Annotated in this window: 19 protein-coding genes; 18 read left to right on the top strand and 1 reads right to left on the bottom strand. The window is 39.2% G+C overall.

Going from position 1 to position 19,596, the window contains the following annotated elements; translation table 11 throughout:
• Window positions 1–846 carry a LysR family transcriptional regulator gene (locus ACU8V8_RS12430; RefSeq protein ID WP_446887711.1) on the bottom strand — a complete coding sequence of 282 codons (846 nt, stop codon included), beginning with the start codon at window positions 844–846 and terminating at the stop codon, window positions 1–3.
• Between the two features lie 126 nt (window positions 847–972).
• On the opposite strand from ACU8V8_RS12430, the gene ACU8V8_RS12425 reads away from it, so the two are divergent.
• The 18 genes from ACU8V8_RS12425 to ACU8V8_RS12340 all read left to right on the top strand — a co-directional run bounded on the left by ACU8V8_RS12425 (window position 973) and on the right by ACU8V8_RS12340 (window position 19,595).
• The gene (locus ACU8V8_RS12425; RefSeq protein WP_446887710.1) at window positions 973–1,572 is read left to right on the top strand and encodes a hypothetical protein; all 600 of its coding nucleotides are present in this window, start codon (window positions 973–975) and stop codon (window positions 1,570–1,572) included.
• 161 nt (window positions 1,573–1,733) lie between these two features.
• Window positions 1,734–2,816 carry a glycine cleavage system aminomethyltransferase GcvT gene (gcvT, locus tag ACU8V8_RS12420; RefSeq protein WP_446887709.1) on the top strand — a complete coding sequence of 361 codons (1,083 nt, stop codon included), beginning with the start codon at window positions 1,734–1,736 and terminating at the stop codon, window positions 2,814–2,816.
• A 55-nt stretch (window positions 2,817–2,871) separates the two neighbouring features.
• Window positions 2,872–3,261: a glycine cleavage system protein GcvH gene (gene gcvH / locus ACU8V8_RS12415; RefSeq protein ID WP_446887708.1), complete on the top strand. Its 390-nt coding sequence runs from the start codon at window positions 2,872–2,874 to the stop codon at window positions 3,259–3,261.
• Window positions 3,262–3,425: 164 nt separating this feature from the next.
• Complete coding sequence (gene gcvP, locus ACU8V8_RS12410) at window positions 3,426–6,317, top strand: aminomethyl-transferring glycine dehydrogenase (RefSeq protein ID WP_446887707.1); 2,892 nt, start codon at window positions 3,426–3,428, stop codon at window positions 6,315–6,317.
• Window positions 6,318–6,549: 232 nt separating this feature from the next.
• Entirely contained in the window at window positions 6,550–6,864 is a 315-nt protein-coding gene (locus tag ACU8V8_RS12405; RefSeq protein WP_446887706.1) for an ATP-dependent nuclease, read from the top strand.
• A gap of 43 nt (window positions 6,865–6,907) precedes the next feature.
• Entirely contained in the window at window positions 6,908–7,234 is a 327-nt protein-coding gene (locus tag ACU8V8_RS12400; protein WP_446887705.1) for a hypothetical protein, read from the top strand.
• Window positions 7,235–7,242: 8 nt separating this feature from the next.
• On the top strand, window positions 7,243–8,274 hold the full coding sequence (locus ACU8V8_RS12395; RefSeq protein ID WP_446889639.1) for an ATP-dependent nuclease: 1,032 nt from the start codon (window positions 7,243–7,245) through the stop codon (window positions 8,272–8,274).
• Between the two features lie 3 nt (window positions 8,275–8,277).
• On the top strand, window positions 8,278–9,687 hold the full coding sequence (locus ACU8V8_RS12390; protein WP_446887704.1) for a UvrD-helicase domain-containing protein: 1,410 nt from the start codon (window positions 8,278–8,280) through the stop codon (window positions 9,685–9,687).
• A gap of 226 nt (window positions 9,688–9,913) precedes the next feature.
• Window positions 9,914–10,078: an AAA family ATPase gene (locus ACU8V8_RS12385; RefSeq protein WP_446887703.1), complete on the top strand. Its 165-nt coding sequence runs from the start codon at window positions 9,914–9,916 to the stop codon at window positions 10,076–10,078.
• Window positions 10,008–11,255 carry an AAA family ATPase gene (locus tag ACU8V8_RS12380; RefSeq protein WP_446887702.1) on the top strand — a complete coding sequence of 416 codons (1,248 nt, stop codon included), beginning with the start codon at window positions 10,008–10,010 and terminating at the stop codon, window positions 11,253–11,255. Before ACU8V8_RS12385 ends, ACU8V8_RS12380 begins: the two co-directional genes overlap by 71 nt.
• Window positions 11,256–11,609: an HNH endonuclease gene (locus tag ACU8V8_RS12375; protein WP_446887701.1), complete on the top strand. Its 354-nt coding sequence runs from the start codon at window positions 11,256–11,258 to the stop codon at window positions 11,607–11,609.
• Complete coding sequence (locus ACU8V8_RS12370) at window positions 11,588–11,947, top strand: hypothetical protein (protein WP_446887700.1); 360 nt, start codon at window positions 11,588–11,590, stop codon at window positions 11,945–11,947. The genes ACU8V8_RS12375 and ACU8V8_RS12370 overlap by 22 nt, the downstream gene beginning before the upstream one ends.
• Window positions 11,948–12,064: 117 nt before the next feature.
• Window positions 12,065–13,501: an HNH endonuclease gene (locus tag ACU8V8_RS12365; protein WP_446887699.1), complete on the top strand. Its 1,437-nt coding sequence runs from the start codon at window positions 12,065–12,067 to the stop codon at window positions 13,499–13,501.
• 647 nt (window positions 13,502–14,148) lie between these two features.
• A complete protein-coding gene (locus ACU8V8_RS12360) occupies window positions 14,149–14,970 on the top strand; it encodes a TnsA endonuclease N-terminal domain-containing protein (protein ID WP_446887698.1) in 822 nt (273 codons plus the stop codon).
• Between the two features lie 50 nt (window positions 14,971–15,020).
• Window positions 15,021–17,162, top strand: a complete 2,142-nt coding sequence (locus tag ACU8V8_RS12355; RefSeq protein WP_446887697.1) for a hypothetical protein — start codon at window positions 15,021–15,023, stop codon at window positions 17,160–17,162.
• Window positions 17,162–18,595 (top strand): ATP-binding protein, encoded by a 1,434-nt coding sequence (locus tag ACU8V8_RS12350; protein WP_446887696.1) that lies wholly within the window; start codon window positions 17,162–17,164, stop codon window positions 18,593–18,595. Before ACU8V8_RS12355 ends, ACU8V8_RS12350 begins: the two co-directional genes overlap by 1 nt.
• A 296-nt stretch (window positions 18,596–18,891) precedes the next feature.
• Window positions 18,892–19,365 (top strand): TniQ family protein, encoded by a 474-nt coding sequence (locus ACU8V8_RS12345; RefSeq protein ID WP_446887695.1) that lies wholly within the window; start codon window positions 18,892–18,894, stop codon window positions 19,363–19,365.
• Window positions 19,287–19,595, top strand: a complete 309-nt coding sequence (locus ACU8V8_RS12340) for a hypothetical protein (RefSeq protein WP_446889672.1) — start codon at window positions 19,287–19,289, stop codon at window positions 19,593–19,595. Before ACU8V8_RS12345 ends, ACU8V8_RS12340 begins: the two co-directional genes overlap by 79 nt.
• The last annotated feature ends 1 nt before the right edge of the window (window position 19,596 follow it).

Genomic DNA, 19,596 nt, shown 5'->3' with positions numbered 1-19,596 from the left:
TTAACTCAATCGCAGGCTGATAAACTCAGCGAGTTTGGATACCGCATGTTCGGGATGTTCTACACGGTTTATTAAACTAATACCAATGCGGCCAAGCTCGGGTAAATGTTTAGTGTGTAACTGACAATTTAACTCATGTGGCACGGTACTTTTGGCAAGTACGGTAATGCCTAAGCCTTCTTTGAGCGCTGCAGTGAGGCCGGTTAAATCGGCATTGCTATAACTTATACGATATTTTATTCCGGCCATCTGTAGCGCCTCTATAGCACGGCGGCGGTAAATACAACCTTCTGGCGCAGTAACTAAAGTAACCACTTCATTTTGCGCTAATGATAAATCACCCACCCAAACGAGTTGGTCTTGCATAAATACCGGGAACTTCTCAGAGTTTAAATCTTCATTTAATGCCAATACTAAATCAAATTGATCTTCTCGTGACACTGAAAGTAAGTGTTTACTTAAACGTGATTTAACCTCTAGCGATACATCGGGGTATAGCGCTATAAAATCACCAATGATAGAAGGCAATATGCGTGCCGCAAATTCACTGGGAATACCTAACCTTACTTTGCCGGTGACATTCTCTTTGGTAAACAACTGTAAGATACTATCGTTTTGCAACAGCATGTGTTTTGCCATCGGCAATAATAATTCACCATACTGATTAAGTACTTGGCGCTGGCCCTGTTTTTTAAATAGCTTATGGCCGAGCATGTCTTCGAGGCGCTTAATTTGTAAGCTCACAGCAGGTTGAGAAAGGCCTAATAATTCGCCCGCTTTGGCGAATCCACCTACTTCGACCACGGTAATTAAGGTGCGTAATCCATCTGTTGAAATATTCTTCATATAAAAAAATTCAATTTATCAGGTTAAATACATAATTATTATTTATCAATTGATAAGAAATTACAATTTGTTGTTGCACGCCACCCGCAATATACTTTTGTGACTATAGATTGATAGGTGTCAACGATGACTTTTACTCCAATAATGTTTGCTCGTCACAGCCAGCTAGATGCGCCGCAAAGCAATATGCTGCAGGCCGATAATAATAGTGTGGTCATTGATTTTAGCGGCACTGAAGCAATCCCATTTTTAACGGCTATTTTAGGGTTAGATTTAAATAAACTAACCGCCAGTGGCTTAGGCCTAAAAGGCACGTTAGACGGCGACTTAAATAGCACCTATAGTTTTGCTTTGTATTACTTTAGCGAGACCGCATTTAGATTTGTTTTACATAACGATGCCAGCGTCCAACTACAGTCACTTATTTGTGAGCAACAACTACGTTACGATATTGAATTTGTTGTACGCAGCGATTTATCGGTATTAACTTTATGTGGTGAGCAGGCTTTCGATACTTTGATTGATGCTTTTAAGCTTACCCCTGGTTTGCGCTTATCAAACGCAGCGAGCTGCTACGGTGCACAAAGCGGTGAGGTATTTATTACCGCCATTGATAAACAATCTCAGCAGTATTTTCAGCTGGTGGCTAAAACCCCAGCGCTTGCAAAATGCCAAGCAACATTACAGCAACGCGGGTTTGATTTAACTCTGCCTGAGGTTGCTTAAATAGTTTTTAAAACACGGTATTAAAACCGTGTTTGTAGTAACAAATCGCAATTTGGGTGTCAGTGTAGTACAACTTATGTATAATCGCCGCCCATGTTATTCCCCCTCATTAAATTGAGGCCACGCCCAATATTGGGTTAATTATAAAGTGAAGGAATATTATGACTTCTAAAACAGTTTTACATGCAAAGCACCTTGAAGCTAACGCTAAAATGGTTGATTTTCACGGCTGGGAAATGCCAATCAACTATGGTTCGCAAATCGAAGAGCACAACGCAGTGCGCACCGATGCTGGCATGTTTGACGTATCGCACATGACGATTGTGGATGTTAAAGGCGAGCAAGCACAAGCATTCTTACGCAAATTAGTTGCTAACGACGTGGCTAAATTAACTGTTCCAGGCAAAGCCTTATACACAGGTATGCTTAACGAACAGGGCGGCGTAATCGACGACCTTATCATCTACTTCTTCTCTGAAACTGATTATCGTTTGGTGGTTAACTCAGCAACTCGCGAAAAAGATTTAGCGCATATGGCTAAAGTATCTGCCGATTTTGCCGTTGCAGTGACAGAGCGCCCAGAGTTTGCAATGATTGCAGTACAAGGCCCTAACGCTAAAGCAAAAACAGCGACACTTTTAACAGCTGAGCAGCAAGCTGCTGTTGAAGGTATGAAGCCATTCTTTGGTGTGCAAGTTGGTGATTTATTTATTGCGACAACAGGCTATACTGGCGAAGACGGTTACGAAATAGTAGTCCCGAACGATCAAGCCGCTGATCTTTGGCAACAACTGTTAGATGCAGGTGTTAAACCAGCAGGTCTTGGCGCACGTGACACACTACGTTTAGAAGCTGGTATGAACCTTTACGGCCTAGATATGGACGAAAGCGTATCACCACTTGCAGCTAACATGGCGTGGACCATTGCGTGGGAACCTGAAGATCGTGACTTTATCGGTCGTGATGTATTAGTTAAGCAACGCGCAGAAAAAAGCACAGACAAACTAGTTGGCCTAGTGCTTGAAGAAAAAGGCGTATTGCGTAGCGGTTCTAAAGTAATCGTTGAAGGTGGCGAAGGGGTTATTACCTCTGGTACTTTCTCACCTACTCTTGGCTTTAGTGTTGCCCTTGCACGTGTACCACGTTCAACAGGCGAGACAGCCCAAGTAGAAATGCGTAAAAAATTAGTTAACGTAAAAGTAGTTAAACCAAGCTTTGTACGTAACGGTAAGTCTGTACTTTAAAGTATTAATTAAAATTTGGTGTTATCACCCAATATAGAACCAAAGGAACAAACACATGAGCAATATCCCTAGCGAGTTAAAGTATGCCTCTTCACACGAGTGGGTTCGCAACGAAGGTGACGGTACTTTTACTGTAGGTATCTCTGAGCATGCACAAGAACTTCTTGGCGACATGGTATTTGTTGAATTACCAGAAGTTGGCGACGAAGTAGACGCTGGTGAAGATTGTGCTGTTGCAGAGTCAGTTAAAGCAGCATCAGATATCTATGCACCAATCAGCGGTGAAATCGTTGCAATCAATGAAGAGCTTGAAGATGCACCTGAAACTGTAAACAACGACGCTTATGGCGACGGTTGGTTATTCCGCATTAAAGCATCTGATGAGTCTGAGCTTGAAAATCTGCTTGACGCTGAAGGCTATGCAAACACCATCGACGAAGACTAATTATTAGTTTTATTCGATATTAAAAGCCCCACAGACGGGGCTTTTATGATTTTACCGCTTACCTTTCCATACATTGTAAGTTACTAAATCAAAAGCTTTTAAGTTATTGCTGGTCACCCATTAGCGATAACCATTTATTTTTTGGATCATAGGAATCTGGACAAATGTCAAACGCCAAATCTCTTGAACAATTAGAGCAAACGCAAGATTTTATTCGCCGCCATATTGGGCCAAGCCCAGCACAAGTAAGCGATATGCTAAGTGCTCTTGGAGTATCGAGTGTTGAAGAGCTGATCGGTCAAACTGTACCTGCAAGCATCCGCTTAGAGCAAGGCCTAACAGTGGGCGAAAGCCGCACTGAAGTTGAAACACTAAGCTACTTAAAATCAGTAGCAAGCAAAAATAAAGTGTTCAAGTCTTATATTGGTCAAGGCTACCACCCAACTCACGTACCACACGTAATTTTACGTAACGTACTTGAGAACCCAGGCTGGTACACAGCGTACACTCCATACCAACCAGAGATTGCTCAAGGGCGTTTAGAGTCATTATTAAACTTCCAAACTATGACCCTAGACCTTACCGGTCTTGATTTAGCAAGTGCATCATTACTTGATGAAGCAACCGCTGCTGCTGAGGCAATGGGCCTTGCAAAGCGTGTATCTAAAGCTAAAAAAGCGAATATCTTCTTTATTGCTGATGACGTACACACACAAACAATCGACGTAGTGAAAACACGTGCCGATCAGTTTGGTTTTGAAGTGGTCGTTGGTCCTGCGGCAGATGCCGTAAATCACGAAATTTTTGGTGCGTTATTCCAATACCCGTCAACATCGGGTGAAGTGGTAGACATCACAGATTTAATCGCTGGCGTACAAAGCAAAAAAGCAATTGCCTGTGTTGCTGCCGACATCATGAGCTTATTATTATTAAAAGCACCTGGTAAACTAGGCGCAGACGTAGTACTTGGTTCTGCACAACGCTTTGGCGTACCAATGGGTTACGGCGGTCCTCACGCGGCATTCTTTGCCACGCGTGACTCGTATAAGCGCTCATTACCAGGTCGTATTATTGGTGTATCTAAAGACCGTTTAGGTAACGACGCACTACGTATGGCAATGCAAACGCGCGAGCAACACATTCGCCGCGACAAAGCCAACTCAAACATTTGTACAGCGCAAGTATTACTTGCCAACATGGCAGCGTTTTACGCGGTGTACCATGGTCCACAAGGCTTAAAAACAATCGCACAGCGTATTCATCGCTTTGCTGATATTTTAGCCGCTGGCCTACAAGCTAAAGGCGTAAACCTGAAGCACAACACATGGTTTGATACCCTAACGGTTGTTAGCGATAACAAAGACGACGTAGTAGCTCGTGCAGTTGCAAACGGCGTTAACTTTGCAACTAACCATGATGGCGAGTACTCAATTGCAGTATCAGAAACCACAACCCGTGCAGATGTAGCTGAACTATTCGACATCATCCTAGGTGAAGGCCATGGTTTAAGTGTTGATGCAATTGCAGCAGACATTGAAGCAAACGGTAGTGAGTCAATTCCGGCAAGCCTAGTACGTGATGATGAAGTGTTAACGCACCCGAACTTCAACTCGTATCACAGCGAAACTGAGATGCTTCGTTATATCAAGCGCCTTGAAAACAAAGATTTAGCGCTTAACCACTCAATGATCTCGTTAGGTTCATGTACTATGAAACTAAACGCGACTGCTGAGATGATCCCAATCACTTGGCCTGAGTTTGCTAACCTTCACCCATTCTGCCCGTTAGACCAAGCAGAAGGTTACCAAATCATGATCAACGAACTACATGATTGGTTAGTTAATATTACTGGTTACGATGCCGTATCACTACAGCCTAACTCGGGTGCACAAGGTGAATACGCCGGCTTAATCGCAATTCGTAAATACCATGAGTCACGTGGCGATGCACACCGTAATGTATGTTTGATCCCAAGTTCAGCGCACGGTACAAACCCTGCATCTGCACAAATGGCGAGCATGAAAATCGTGGTTGTTGATTGTGACAAAAACGGTAACGTTGATATGGCTGATCTTAAAGCGAAAGCTGAAGAAGTATCAGAAAACCTATCATGTATCATGATCACATACCCGTCTACGCACGGCGTATACGAAGAAACAATCCGTGAAATTTGTGACATCATTCATCAACACGGCGGCCAAGTATATATGGACGGCGCTAATATGAACGCCCAAGTAGGTGTTACCAGCCCAGGTTCTATCGGCTCAGACGTATCGCACTTAAACCTACATAAAACGTTCTGTATTCCACACGGTGGCGGTGGCCCAGGTGTTGGCCCAATCGGTGTTAAATCACACCTTGCGCCATTTATGCCTAACCACAGCGTAATTAACGTACCTGGCACTAACGAAGGCAACGGCGCGGTATCAGCAGCACCATACGGTTCAGCAGCTATTTTACCTATTTCATGGGCTTACATCACCATGATGGGTAGCGAAGGCCTTAAACAAGCCACTGAAATGGCGATTGTGAATGCTAACTACTTAACTCACGAGTTAAGCCAGCACTTCCCAATTTTATACCGTGGTCGTAACAACCGTGTTGCTCACGAATGTATTGTTGACTTACGCCCATTAAAAGAAGCGTCAGGCATCACTGAAATGGACGTGGCTAAGCGCTTACAAGATTACGGCTTCCATTCACCAACTATGTCGTTCCCAGTAGCTGGCACTTTGATGATTGAGCCAACTGAGTCTGAGTCTAAAGTTGAGATCGACCGTTTCATCGAAGCGATGGTATCAATCAAAGGCGAAATCGATAAAGTTATCTCTGGCGAATGGTCTATCGAAAACAACCCGCTAGTGTTTGCACCGCATACACAAGCTGACGTACTAGGTAATGAGTGGGATCGTGCATACGACCGTTTCTACGCAGCATTCCCAGTACCGAGCGTAGCAAAAGACAAGTTCTGGCCTACAGTAACACGTATCGATGACGTATACGGCGACCGTAACTTAGTGTGCTCATGCCCAGCGGTAGAGACATATAGAGATTAATTTTTGAAATTGATCAGAGTTATTATAGTTTGGGAATGATAATTATAGATTGGGAAAGTTATTAAAGATTGGGAATTCTTTTCCCAAACTATAACTCTTGAAAAGGTGAGCCTAAGTGGCTCACCTTTTTTATATGGGGTAACATTTGTTTAATGTAATGTGTTAGTTTAACGTTAAATAATTCGCTCAATTATAAGAGTAATAACCGTTAGTTTTCATACAAGGAATAGTAATGTCTCAAATCAGGCATATTGAAATAAAAAATTTTAGAGTAATTAAACATTTGGCTTGGGCACCAAACCCCGGATTAAATTGTTTGATTGGGGCTGGCGATTCTGGAAAATCGACTATTCTAGAAGCTATAGATTTAGCTTTGGGCGCTAGACGCTCTTACTCATTTTCAGATGCTGATTTTAATGGACTAAATACAGATTATCCTATTGAAATATTTGTCACCCTAGGACAACTAGCTCCTGATTTACTGAATTACGAAAAATATGGGAATTTTCTACGCGCATTCGATTTTCAAAAAAAAAATACTATATGACGAGCCAGCTAACGATCATGAAACTGTTATAACAATCAGGTTGGTGGTTGACAAAGATCTGAATCCTGACTGGCTATTGTATTCTGACAGAGCATTTGCAGAAGATATTGAAAGAAGACTACCTTGGAAGCATAGAGAGTCAGTATCTCCAGCCCGCCTTGGAACAATATCGTCTCATCATTTAGGTTGGAGTAATAGATCTGTGCTGAATAAGCTTTCAGAAGATAGCATTGACGTTTCAGATACCTTGACTCGACTTGGTAGAGTAACTCGTAAATCCTTTCGTGAGCAGGAAATAGAAGGCATTGACGAAATACTTACTAAAGTTAAGACAATTGCAAATAAGTTGGGGTTTCTGTTGAGCAATTAGAAGCTCAACTGGATGTAGGGAGTATTTCTTTCTCAAATGGTGCAATCAGTTTACATGCAGACAACACACCACTGAAACAACTTGGAACAGGTTCTTCTAGATTATTGATTAGTGGTCTTCAGAAAGAGTCTAGTAACTCCAATATATTGATTGTTGACGAAGCAGAATATGGTCTTGAACCATTTAGAATCACAAGGCTATTGAATGAGTTAGGCTCAAAGGAAACTGAGCCTCGGCAGCAAGTTTTCATTACTACTCATTCACCTTATGTTCTAAGGGAGTTACAAGCTCAGCAGTTATTTGTTGTCAGAAAGCTGCAAGCTCCATTACCTCCACCAAATCCACAGTTTTCACATCTCATGCACGGCTTAACTAACAGCTACGAAGACCAGTCAACGCTAAGAGTTTGTGCTGAAGCTTTCTTTAGTAAGACAGTTATTGTATGCGAAGGGAAAACTGAGATCGGGCTGGTAAAAGGCATTGACTTATTTAGCCAATCTTTGGGTAACGATAGTATTCAAGCACAAGGCGTTTTTTGTACTGATGGTGGTGGTGATTCAATGTTTACTAGAGCTTTAGTATTCAAAAAATTAGGGTATCACACCGTAATACTAAAGGACTCGGACAAGGACGCTGAGCATCAGCAACATATTCAAACATGCACAAGTAATGGCATAGGAATTTTTGCTTGGGGTAATAACTTTGCAACTGAAAATGCTTTGTTCTCTTATTGTCCAGCGCAATGTATTCCTCTTTTGTTGAATTATGCTGTTGCGCTGAAAGGTGAGCAATCTATAAATCAACACATTTCTGATATATCTCAAAATAGTTATAACTTGCAGACTGCATTAGTTACTGACCCCCCTGATTTAAGATTAATTTTAGGAAATGCAGCAAAGAAAAAAGGCTGGTTTAAAGATATAGAGCCAGCAGAATATATATCTAGAAATATTATTGGTCCATACTATAACAACTTTTTAGCCCAATTTACCGTACCAATAAACCAGCTCTTTCAAAATGTTCGTAACTCGCAAGGTTAGTATATGATAGAAACTGTACTCAATAGCGGTAATGGAGCTGTAATAGCGCCAGCAGGGTGTGGCAAGACTCATCTTTTAACTGAGATTTTAGGACAACCTCAACCTACACCATATCTGGTTCTTACTCACACCACCGCTGGCGTAGCTGCTTTGAAAAAACGTCTAGCCAAGCTGAAAATCCCTACTAAAAATTGTGTGGTTACTACAATAGATGGTTGGTGTATGAAGTTTGCTAATTCATTCAATAATTCCTGCCCAGTTCAATCTAGTGTCGATGAGCCGGGAAAGTTCTATCCTGAGTTAAGAAAGTCAGTTTTAAGTTATTTAACCGCTGGAGCGATCAATGAAATTCTTAATTTTACATACTCAAGGCTATTAGTTGACGAGTACCAAGATTGTGATTTTGATCAACACAATATTATTTGTACTTTGTCCAACATATTGCCAACAACAATATTTGGCGATCCAATGCAAAGGATATTCAACTTTAGAGGCATGAAACTTCCCGTTTGGGAAACGGAGGTTCTAGTCAGCTTTCCAGTTATCTGTGAGTTAAATACACCTTGGCGGTGGGGAAATTCTGGTACTAACGGCTTGGGAAGTTGGTTATTGGAGAGTCGTGCTCAGTTGGCAAGAGGCAACAAAATAGATCTAACCACCTGTCCAGATTACATATATTGGAAGCCGCTAACAGGTAACGATAGAGAGGATCACCAGCAGCAGGTCGATTCACAGTACGAAATTAGGAAAAACAATAATGACTCTCTTTTGATTATTGGAAATCCATATCGGGCTGAATCTCGCCATAGCTTCGCAAGCTCAGTAAATGGTGTTGATGTTGTTGAAACTGTTGACTTGAAGGATGTAGTCTACTTGGCAAATGTTTTGGATAATTTCAATGGACAAGCTTGTCTAGAGCAGTTTTTGACAGTTATAACAACAATGATGTCTGGTACTGAGAAAGCTAAATTAAAACAAAGAGCAGAATCAATCGCTAAGGGTCGAAATAGGACTCCAGCCACTGCGATCGAATTAGCGTATATCAAAATGCGCGATTCGTTCAGTCCTGAAGCAGCTATTTCATTAGTACTTGCATTAGAGGAATCAGAAAATACCAGAGTCTTTCGAACATCAGCTTTCCGTGCTATCAAAGAAGCATTGCAACTAAAAGCTTCTAACCCGGTTTATACTTTTCTTCAATCAGCTGAAGTAATTCGAGAATCAAGAAGACATAATGGAGAAAACAGGGTTCCTTATAGGGCTATAGGAAGTACGTTGCTACTAAAGGGCTTAGAAGCCGATCATGTTTTAATTCAAAATGCTGATGATATGAATAGTCAAAACTTATATGTGGCTCTGTCTAGAGGTGTAAAATCAATAACTGTATTTTCAACTAGTCCGATAGTGGGCTAATACTATTCTTACTAAAGCTCTATTTTATATCAAAGAGCACCAATTACAATGAAGGTTGCAAGTTTTGGCTTTAGTGTTTTTTTGAAGATAACGAAATCTCTAGAAATAATTAAAATTATAAAAGTTACAGAAACTTATAAAATGGATTGTATGGTTCATTATGTTGTAAAATTGAATCAGAAAAATCTCAAAGTAATAGTAAAAACTCTTTAGGGCTTCTTTATTAATGAGAATCGATGAACTAAAAGTTACTAATTTTAAATTATTTGAGGAAGAAGAGTTCTCTTTTGATAGTAGTTTTAATTTAATAATTGGTGAAAATGGAAGCGGTAAAACCTCTTTACTTCGTGCTGTGGCAACTGCGCTGGGGGTGGGCACATTCTTATATTAAAGATGCAAAAAATAGAAGACCAATAGAAGAATCTGAAATACGTGAAATTCAGATTGATAATAGCTTCGATAAATCCAAAGTAACATCTGTAACGGCAAAAGGTACTGCAACGATTATTGATAGATATAACAATAAAAAAAGTTGTATTGCTAGATGGACTAGGAGCAAATCTGAAGGATATGAGGAAACTCTAACTGAAGGTAGTATTCAATATTCAGGCTACTCTCAATGGTACAATTTAAAATTTAGTACTCTAGGTGCTGATATCCTTAAATTTATTGAGTCTGGCGAGAAATTTGACTTACCTTTATTAGCTTTTTATGAATGCAACAGACTGTGGCTCCCTCACAACGAATTGAATACGGTGTCATCAGCAAAGGCAAAGTACTCTCGTTTTGACCCTTTTGTAGATTGTTTTCATACAGGTGCGGATCACGAAGCAGTTGGAGAATGGATTCTTAAGCATGAATTAGCATCACTTCAACAGAAGAAAGAAACAGCGGTTTTAGCATCAATTAAGGCCGCAGCAAAAGCTTCTATAGAAGGTTGTTCTGGGTTGAACTTTGACTTTGAAAAAAGTCGCATAATGATCGAATTTGAAGATGGTAATATCATCCCCTTTGAACATCTGAGCGATGGGCAAAGAACAATGCTTGGCTTATTTTGTGACTTAGCAAGAAGAGCTGCTATTTTAAATCCGCATTTCTCAGGAGAGGCGAATGAAAAAACTAAAGGCGTAGTTTTGATTGATGAGCTGGATCTGCATTTACATCCTAAATGGCAACGGGGTATTATAGAAAACCTTAGGAAAACGTTCCCAAGAATTCAGTTCATATGTACAACACATTCTCCTTTTTTGATTCAATCACTTCGTGATGGGAAGCTTCTTCAATTAGGGCGAGAATCTGAAAGTCAATTTTATGATGAAAGCCTTGAGGATATTGTCGAAGACATCCAAGGTGTGAAACTTCCTCAAAAAAGTAAACGTTATCAAGAAATGATGCTAGCAGCAGAAAAATATTATTTAGCTCTAAATGATGCCGAGAACCAAGATAATATTAATGAATTAAAGAATAGGTTGGATGAGTTAATGGTTCCGTTTAGCGATGATCCAGCATTTGTTGCTCAGCTAAAGTTTGAGCGAGAGGTGATTTTTAATAAGAAGAAAGGTACTTAAATGAGGCCTGTAAGAAAGGGACGCGATAGAGGTACTTTTAATCCATACAATGGTGCGCAACAGTACCTAATAGAACACTTGGGTGAGTTTTGTTCTTATTGTGAAAGGTTAGTCACTTGTGGAATACACGTTGAACACAAGTTGCCAAAAGATAAGGTTCCCTCACTGACATATGAGTGGAGCAATTTCCTACTAGCTTGCGTTAATTGTAATTCATCAAAAGGAAGTGTTTATATAAATTTATCTGATTACCTTTGGCCCGACTCTGATAATACATTTCGAGCTTTTAACTATGGGAGTGAAGGTAAAGTCACCCCTAATACTGGTTTTACTTGTGCTTTACAAAAAAAATAGAAAACACATGGAAATTACTTGGGTTAAACAAACACCCAGATCCCACAGTAGAAGGATTCGTTAAACCTTCAGATAAGGACAGACGTTGGTTACATAGAAAGCAAGAGTGGGAAGCAGCGAAAATAAATAGAGATAAATTACTTCATAATGACAGTTGTGATATCAGAGATATCTTAGTCGAACGAGCTACGGCAAAAGGAATGTTTTCGATTTGGTTTACCGTATTTAGTGATGATATTGATATGAAAAGACGCCTAATATTAGCTTTTAGAAATACTGATAATACAAGTTTTGATGCGACTTATACCCCTATTGTTAGGCCGAATGGTCAAATATAGTTAATTCACAAACTTTATGTGAGTACGACAATTGTAAGTGAGATCTAAGGGATAAACTATTAATCAAGCTAAATTTTAATTAAAATAGAATTACTTAGACTAAATTAAAGGAAAATTATGGATAATCTTTCTTTAGAGCTTAAGCAAGGGGTTTTAAGGCTCTATTCAAAAGGAAATAGGGTGGAGGACGTTTTTCAGCTTTTTTCAAAACACCGGATGAAGTTAAGTAAAGCTGAGAAAGAAGTGTTTCGAGAGAAGTATGCAAAAAAATCAAGCAAAGAAGATTTAAGTGACTTTATAGGCTCATTAAATTTTGATGACGCGAAAAGCAACTATGAAATAAGTAAGAAAACAAGTAAGAGAAAGTTAGCTAGCAGAAAGCTCGAAAAGAAAAGCTACGGCCCTAAGTTTAATGTAGAGCGGTATCTTCTAGCTAAGGAGAGCTCTGATTCATATCTGAGTAGTTCACTCGAAATAGACCGTGATGCTTCGCTCATAACGTCCCAAACATATTCTTATGAGTTAGATGAGCTTCAGCAAAAAGAGCCTGACTTAAATAGCCCAAGTGATGAGGTACCACTTCATTTATATGTTTATGATCCAGAAGATGTAAATGAACTTAGTCTTGATGAAATCTCAGAGGTTTGGCTGCATAGGTATGAGCTATGTGGAACAAAAGAAGCTGCGGCAGAGGTGCTTGCTCTTAAGGATGTAAATGATGGAAATGTTGATAGCTATCAAGGCTGGGAAAGTTATTTAAATCATGACTATATTACTGAATTTGAAAATAAAGTAAAAAGTGATGCTTTCGTTCGGGCTGATCACTGTGCAAGTCAAGAAGCGATTAAAGTTGATAATCCATTTGATAGAAAAAAACATAGCCGATCACAACTCATTAAGTTGCCTTTAAAGCAGATTATAAAATTATGGGAAGAACGAGATTATTCTTTTAATTCAGTTGCAGCCGCTTGTGAAGCTTTAGCAATTATCCGTTATGCCAATAAAATTGATAACCAAAAGAAGCACTGGAAAGCTTTTCTAGAACACCCTCATATTCTCGGTTTAGATTTTGACGAGATAGATGATGAACTTTATGAACATGAAAGTTTAAACAAACCTGTTCAAAAAGAGCTGTTGGATTTAAATGCGTTATCTGAAGATAACAGAAGTAGAGTTACCAGAATTCAAGTAACTAGGGTTGGTCAACAAGGCTTTAGGGCACTTATTCTGGATAATTTCTATTTGAAATGTGCGATATCAGGTAGTGAAGAGCAAGCCTTGCTTGAAGCAGCACACATAATGCCCTACAAAGGGGCGCAATCTAACGTGTTACAGAATGGTTTATGTCTTAGAGTAGATATCCATCGGCTATTTGACAGGTTTTTAATGTCAATTGAGCCGCAAACCCTAGAAATAGTTGTTTCTGATAAAGTCAGAGACGCCTACTACAAAAGTTTTGCAGGATTAAAACTGGGGTGTAGTAAAATAGGTGTTTCTAAATCATTATTAAAGAAGCACTTTTATCAATTTATGAAGCATAATAAAAATAGCTGAATCCCTTTTCAGCTACAACTCTCTTAATCATTTATATTGTCGGGCTTATCGTGATTTGGGTTGTTGCGTGCATATTCGACACCATCTCGTTTATACACGAGTGTCGGGATGTTGACCTTGCTTTACTTCTCTTACAAGTTGAGCTCGTGATACTTCGCCTCTGCCAATAACTGCGTAGCTATTATTTCCACCATTTTTACCGCCGCCATTTCCATTAAATTACTGCCTTTTGCCATAATTAAATCCTCAAAATCTGTTTTTAAGTTTTTGTGGGCGCAAAAAATAAACTTGCTTCTCTGTTTTTTAAGCCTAGATTAAACCCAATTTAATGTGTAGGTATACAGTGCTTTTTTCAATTATGAGCAGTTTTTGGGGTGTGTATTTTTTACATAATTTATTGCTAATTTAATTTAAAAAACAGTCTTTTGTTTTTTTAAGCTGCTGTTTTTAATGTTTTATTTTCTACAGTTTATCTTTTTAGTGCTTAAATTGGTATTTGTCTTTTTAGCTCTTGTTTTACAATTAAAACCAAAAAAAGATATTTTAAAACATGCGCTTACATTTTATTGAAGTGTAAATTCAACTTGTCTAACTTTTCATTTTGTTCTATTACTAAAAATAGATAAGACTTAAAGTGAGACAGTAAAATGAAAACGTTATGCGTTTCTGAAGCGACAAATAGAAAAATTAGAGAGTTTAACGAAGCTAAAAAGCGCGGCGTTCATATCCCATACGTTAAAAGTACTTTTATGTCAGCGGGCACGCGCTCTATATTCTTTTGTCCAATTCAAAAACGTGTAATCACTTTCATGAGTCAAGGGGAAAAACATCTTTACATTACAAAACTGTTTGAGCCAAATGTAGTTGAAATTAAAGAGCAATATCCGCTTGACTATGTGCTTACTCAAGAGATTGCTGACGAGATAGATGTTATCCATCCACGGAAACATTTAACTGGCGAATTGACAGTTGTTACTACTGACTTGTTAATCACATATCGAGATGAGTATGGCTCAGAGTATCGTGTTGCTTATGCATTTAAATATAGTATCGGTGGTCGAAATCAAACACGCACGAACCAAAAACTAGAGATTGCAGAAACGTATTGGAAACGATTTGGTGTGCGTAGTGAGCAAGTCTTACGAGATGACGTGTCAAAAAGTAAGGCATATAACTTATTAAATTGCATAGATAAATACGATAATAGTATATGCGTAAATGAAATAAATGAGTTTGTAACCACTCTTCTAGATGATGTTATTAAACATCCGAGCCACACCCTGCGAGAGTCATTGAGTGCAACGTCTGCATCACTGCATATAGAGCCATCTTATAGTATGACACTTTTTGCGAACGCAATATTTAGAAATGCGTTACCAATCGATTTGATGCAAGAAATTAAATTGCACAAACCTATTAAACTTGCTTTTCAGTCAGAGGAGGAAGAGATAAATGTTTGCTGTAAATGATAAATTACAACTAACTCCCATCGGAGTTGAAAAGTTTAAAGCAAAATTTGATGCAGATGATGAGTTTTTTTGTCTCAAGAGTGATTAACGAGAGTAAAGATTACGCTCAATACTTTGTGATAACAAATTTAACGCAAATGAAAAGCAAAGTTGAGCCGCAAAAACCGCTTGCGCTAACGATTACTCATGCACGCACGCTCTTTAAGCACTCGCTTGATGACGACGGTTGTAGTTTATTTCATATGCATGATGAGCGCTCACGTGTAAGTGATGAGAAGTTAAGTGTAGAGTGTCCGAAATGGTTGAAAAAGCGTGAAGCGAGTTGGTCTGTGATAGAACAATTTCAATCAGATGAGAAAATCTTAAAATACTTGCAGGGGATGCTCGGATATCAAATTGCAGAGCGCGCAGCTGATTTAAACGTTAATGAAAAAGTTATTCGACGGGCATTGAATCGTTATGTTTCGAATGGATGTCGTAAGAATGCGCTTTTACCAATTGCGTACGGAAATGTGGGTAATGGTAAGCGAGTTTATAAAACAAAACCCGGGCCAAAGAACACTCTTCTTCCTGTTTTGAGGACGAGAATGATCGAACCAAGCGACATTGTAAAAGTTCAACGACTTGCAGTTCGAAACTGTGTAGATAAAAAGGACGGGAAATTTTGTTTAAAGCGTTTGCATATTCTGTTTTTGAAAGAGCATTGTTCTACAGAAGTAGTCGTTGAAAGAGGTGGAGAAACACACTTTGAGCTTGCTGTTGATGAATCAAAAAAAATTAATTATCAGCAATTTAAACGTTTATTTAATAAAGCGTTTGACCCGCAACAGCAGCAAGTTTTAAAAGTAGGTAAGTCTGCTTATGAAAATAATCGCAAAGATATGGTAGGCAGCGCTTTTGAAGGCGCTACTCGTGCAGGCCAACTTTGTGAGTCAGACTCAACTGAGTTGCCTCTTTATGTTGCTTACCCATTGAATAAAGAAAAAATAGAAGCTGCGGGCAAGCCGACTTTGTGTATCGTAGTGTGTGTAAGAACACAGATGGTAATGGGTTACTCGCTTGGTTTTAGTTCGCCAAAATGGATAAGTGTTGCAGAGGCATTAGTAAACTGTGTCCAAAATAAGAAAGAGTATGCAAAGCAATACAATGTACATATCGATGATGATGATTGGTCATGTCAACATCTCCCCTTGTCAATTCGCCTTGATAATGGTGGTGAGAATGCTACTAAACAGTTTAATATGGTATTAAAAGGAGAGCTAGGTATTGCTATTGCCGATTATTGCCCACCAGCCAATGGAGCCGGGAAAGGCACTGTAGAGCACATATTGCATATTATTCAAGGCTTTCTTTCCAACATTACAGGGTCAGTAGAGAAAGAACGTGACGCTGGTATTCAGCATGCGTCTCAACGAGCTGTTCTCTTAATTGAAGATGTTCATCGACTCATCATACAAGCAATTTGTATCCATAACACGATGAACTCTCGTGAGCGCTTATTGACAACTGAAATGGCTATGAACGAAGTCATACAAACGCCGTCCGCAATGTGGTCCTACTTAATGAGTGATGAGCTGTTAGGCCGTCCAAGGATGTCACAAAAGCGGCTCCCAGAGCTTGTCTATCTGCTAATGCCAAAACTTAAGGCCACAGTTCATCGAAACGAAATTAGTCTCAAAGGTTTAGGGTACTTCAGCGATTGGGCTGAGAGAAAAGGATGGTTTGCAAAAGCAACAAGCGCTCGTTTTAAAATTGATGTGATAAGCCTCGGCGGCACAGTAGACACTATTTACTTCAAAGATGAGGAAGGCGAACTTCAGCCTCTCTCACTCAAAAAAGAGTATGAGATGTATGAAGGCATGACTGAATTGCAAGCAAAGTATCAACTTAATCAAATAAAAGGAAATCGGAAAGAATTAGAGCATAAGAAAGAAAATGCGCTGGTCAATTTTGAACATGAAGTTGAACAAGCTGTAGAGTATCGCTTGAATAATGACTTTAAAGACGCGCCTCCAAATACGCAAAAAACGATACAAGGTGGTATTACAGAGCGTAAAGCAATCATGATTGAAGATGAACAACGAATGAAAGCTGAAAAGCTAGCTAATATAATGCAAGTCAGTTCACTCAGAAAGGGGGCTAATGAGCAATCTGATAGCGACGATGATTATGATTGTGAGGATATATACTGATGGAAGTAACACTAATTAAAGCGAATTATCAAGCTCAGTCTCTATGGAAGTATCGGGGCAATCCATTAATTGAAACGCTGCCTATTGCTCTTAGCGAAGATGAGTTTACAGAGTTAATGTATGTATTTAAACATTTACCTCAGGATTTAAATACTTTATCGAAGATTGATGCGAATGATTGTATTGATGATTTGAAATTAGTTTATATCCCTACACTGGAAGCATATCAAATCTATGAATGCGTCTATACACAAATACGCAAATGTTACGTAAAGCGAAACCCGCTAGACGCGGACAATCGACGCTTAGCGAACAGTGTTAGCACTCGCTTAAAGACGAAAGATAAATTTAATGTGCTACAACCAAGCGAGTATGTAGCGACCGCCCCAAGCATCTTAGTCAGCGGAAAGGCGGGGATTGGCAAGACAGTGTTAATTCGTCGTATTTTAAGTACATTTCCACAAGTCATAAAACATACTGAGTATCGTGGTCAGATCTTTGAAATAAAACAGGTAGTGTGGATGTCATTTGATATGCAAGCATCTCGCAGTCGTAAAGCGCTTGCTCATAATTTTTTTAATGAGTTAGAACGCGTGTTAGAGCGGGATGTTAAAGGGGATTTTGTAAAGTCACGAGATTCTATCGATCAACTTTTTCATGCAATGCAAACGGCAGCTGTTGTATATAACATTGGTTTAATACACATAGATGAAGCGCAGTTTGTGTTAAACCCCTCAACAAATTTCAAAGATGCTCCTACGCTACCAGAAATTGAAGCATTGTTTAACAAGATTGGTGTACCAGTTATTATTTCGACAACAGATGACGCGTTATTAACGTTTAACAGTACTGAAAATGAAGTACTTACAAAGGCTACTAAGTTGCAAACAGTACGCAGATTAAACTCTGTTGCACATATTAAAATCAAACAGTGGCATATCAAATCACCGAAATTTGAAGAGCTATTTTCTGCTTATTTTCAGTCCTCGTTATTTGAAAATAGTGAAGTAAACAGCGTTGAATTTAAAACACAGCTACTTGTATTTTGTGCTGGAGTGACTGATGCAATATCAGTGCTTTCAATCGCATTCATACGTAACTACCACTCGCTCTTAAAAAAAGGAAATAAGCCTGACTGTTTAAAGCTACTTAAGCAAGTGTACAGTGCTAGGATGGAAACGTGGCATGCGCCCCTTACTAAGCTTCGAAAAGACTACGATGTGGTGGGCTCTAAAAAGAAAGTAAATAATATCCATGACCCAGAAGCAACTGTCTCTGAGTTTTACACTGAGGCCGAGGCATACACTCCAAAACCAGCCCGAAAACGCACTAGTGAACATCATTTAAAAGCTGCTTCAAGTGTAGAGCGAATTAACGAAGGCGATGAAATGATAGATGCAAATTCAATTGTCGCAAGTTATGAGAAGGAGTGAGGGGGTTATGCATCAAATACCGACTCCGCTTCCTAATGAGCATGCAGCTAGTGTTCTTTATCGTTGGTTTCAAATGACTCGCTTTGAGACGCTTGAGTCATTTATCGAAATTAATGGGTGTCATTCTAAATTAGAGTCGCCACGCCGGATGTGGTGTTCACTATACTCTGAGCATTGCAAATGCACTTTCATCAAAATACTCATTAGCGAGTTTTATAAGTAAATTCACTAATATTGATGACTACAGTCTGTTTTTAGATGAATCAATTTTTGCAGACTCAAGTATTGAAGATATATTGATAAAGCTATCTACGTTCAAGTTTAATAATGCGCTAAATGTCTATCAAGATAAACATTGGCGTTATTGCCCGGCTTGCGCACAGGAAGATGAACAAAAGTATGGAACGACTTATCTGCATGTTTCACATCAATGCTTTTACAAACGTGTGTGCAGTAAACATAATGCGTTACTAGAAAGAATTGATGCTTGCCATTTTTCTTTACCACCTACCAACAGTGAGCCTAATCTTGCTTCACAAAGGGATATCGAAAAAGATGCTGCCTTATTGCACTGGGTTACTGAATTAACAAATATCCCCCCAGAAGAACGTAAACTCCGAGCGTTGAATTTACTTCGTCAAAAAGTGTGTGTTTATACTTATGATAGAAAAACCCGTATCAGGTACGGCGAGTGCAGTACATGCAAAATGTACTTGCAAAGCGCTTTAACAGCTCAGTTTATACTCATTACTTTGGGTGGGGTAAGTTGATATCAGGACACTATCCATTAAATTCAGTGGTAGGTTTGATGGGCTTTTTAGAGCCTTATATGCACTTTCATCCCATGTTCTATTTAATGCTCATAGATTTGTTTCTAACGTTAGACGAGCTCGACTTGTCTTTAGAATTCATACTAAACACTTCAAATACAAAGCGTGAGATCCCACCTATTGTAATGCCGCTAGATATATGTGATTTAGTAAAAGAGAGCGCCGCGTAGT

This window comes from Pseudoalteromonas sp. SaAl2 (genome assembly GCF_052947895.1).
The sequence above is the reverse complement of the archived record's forward strand: the minus strand, read 5'-3'. Positions and strand labels throughout refer to the sequence as shown.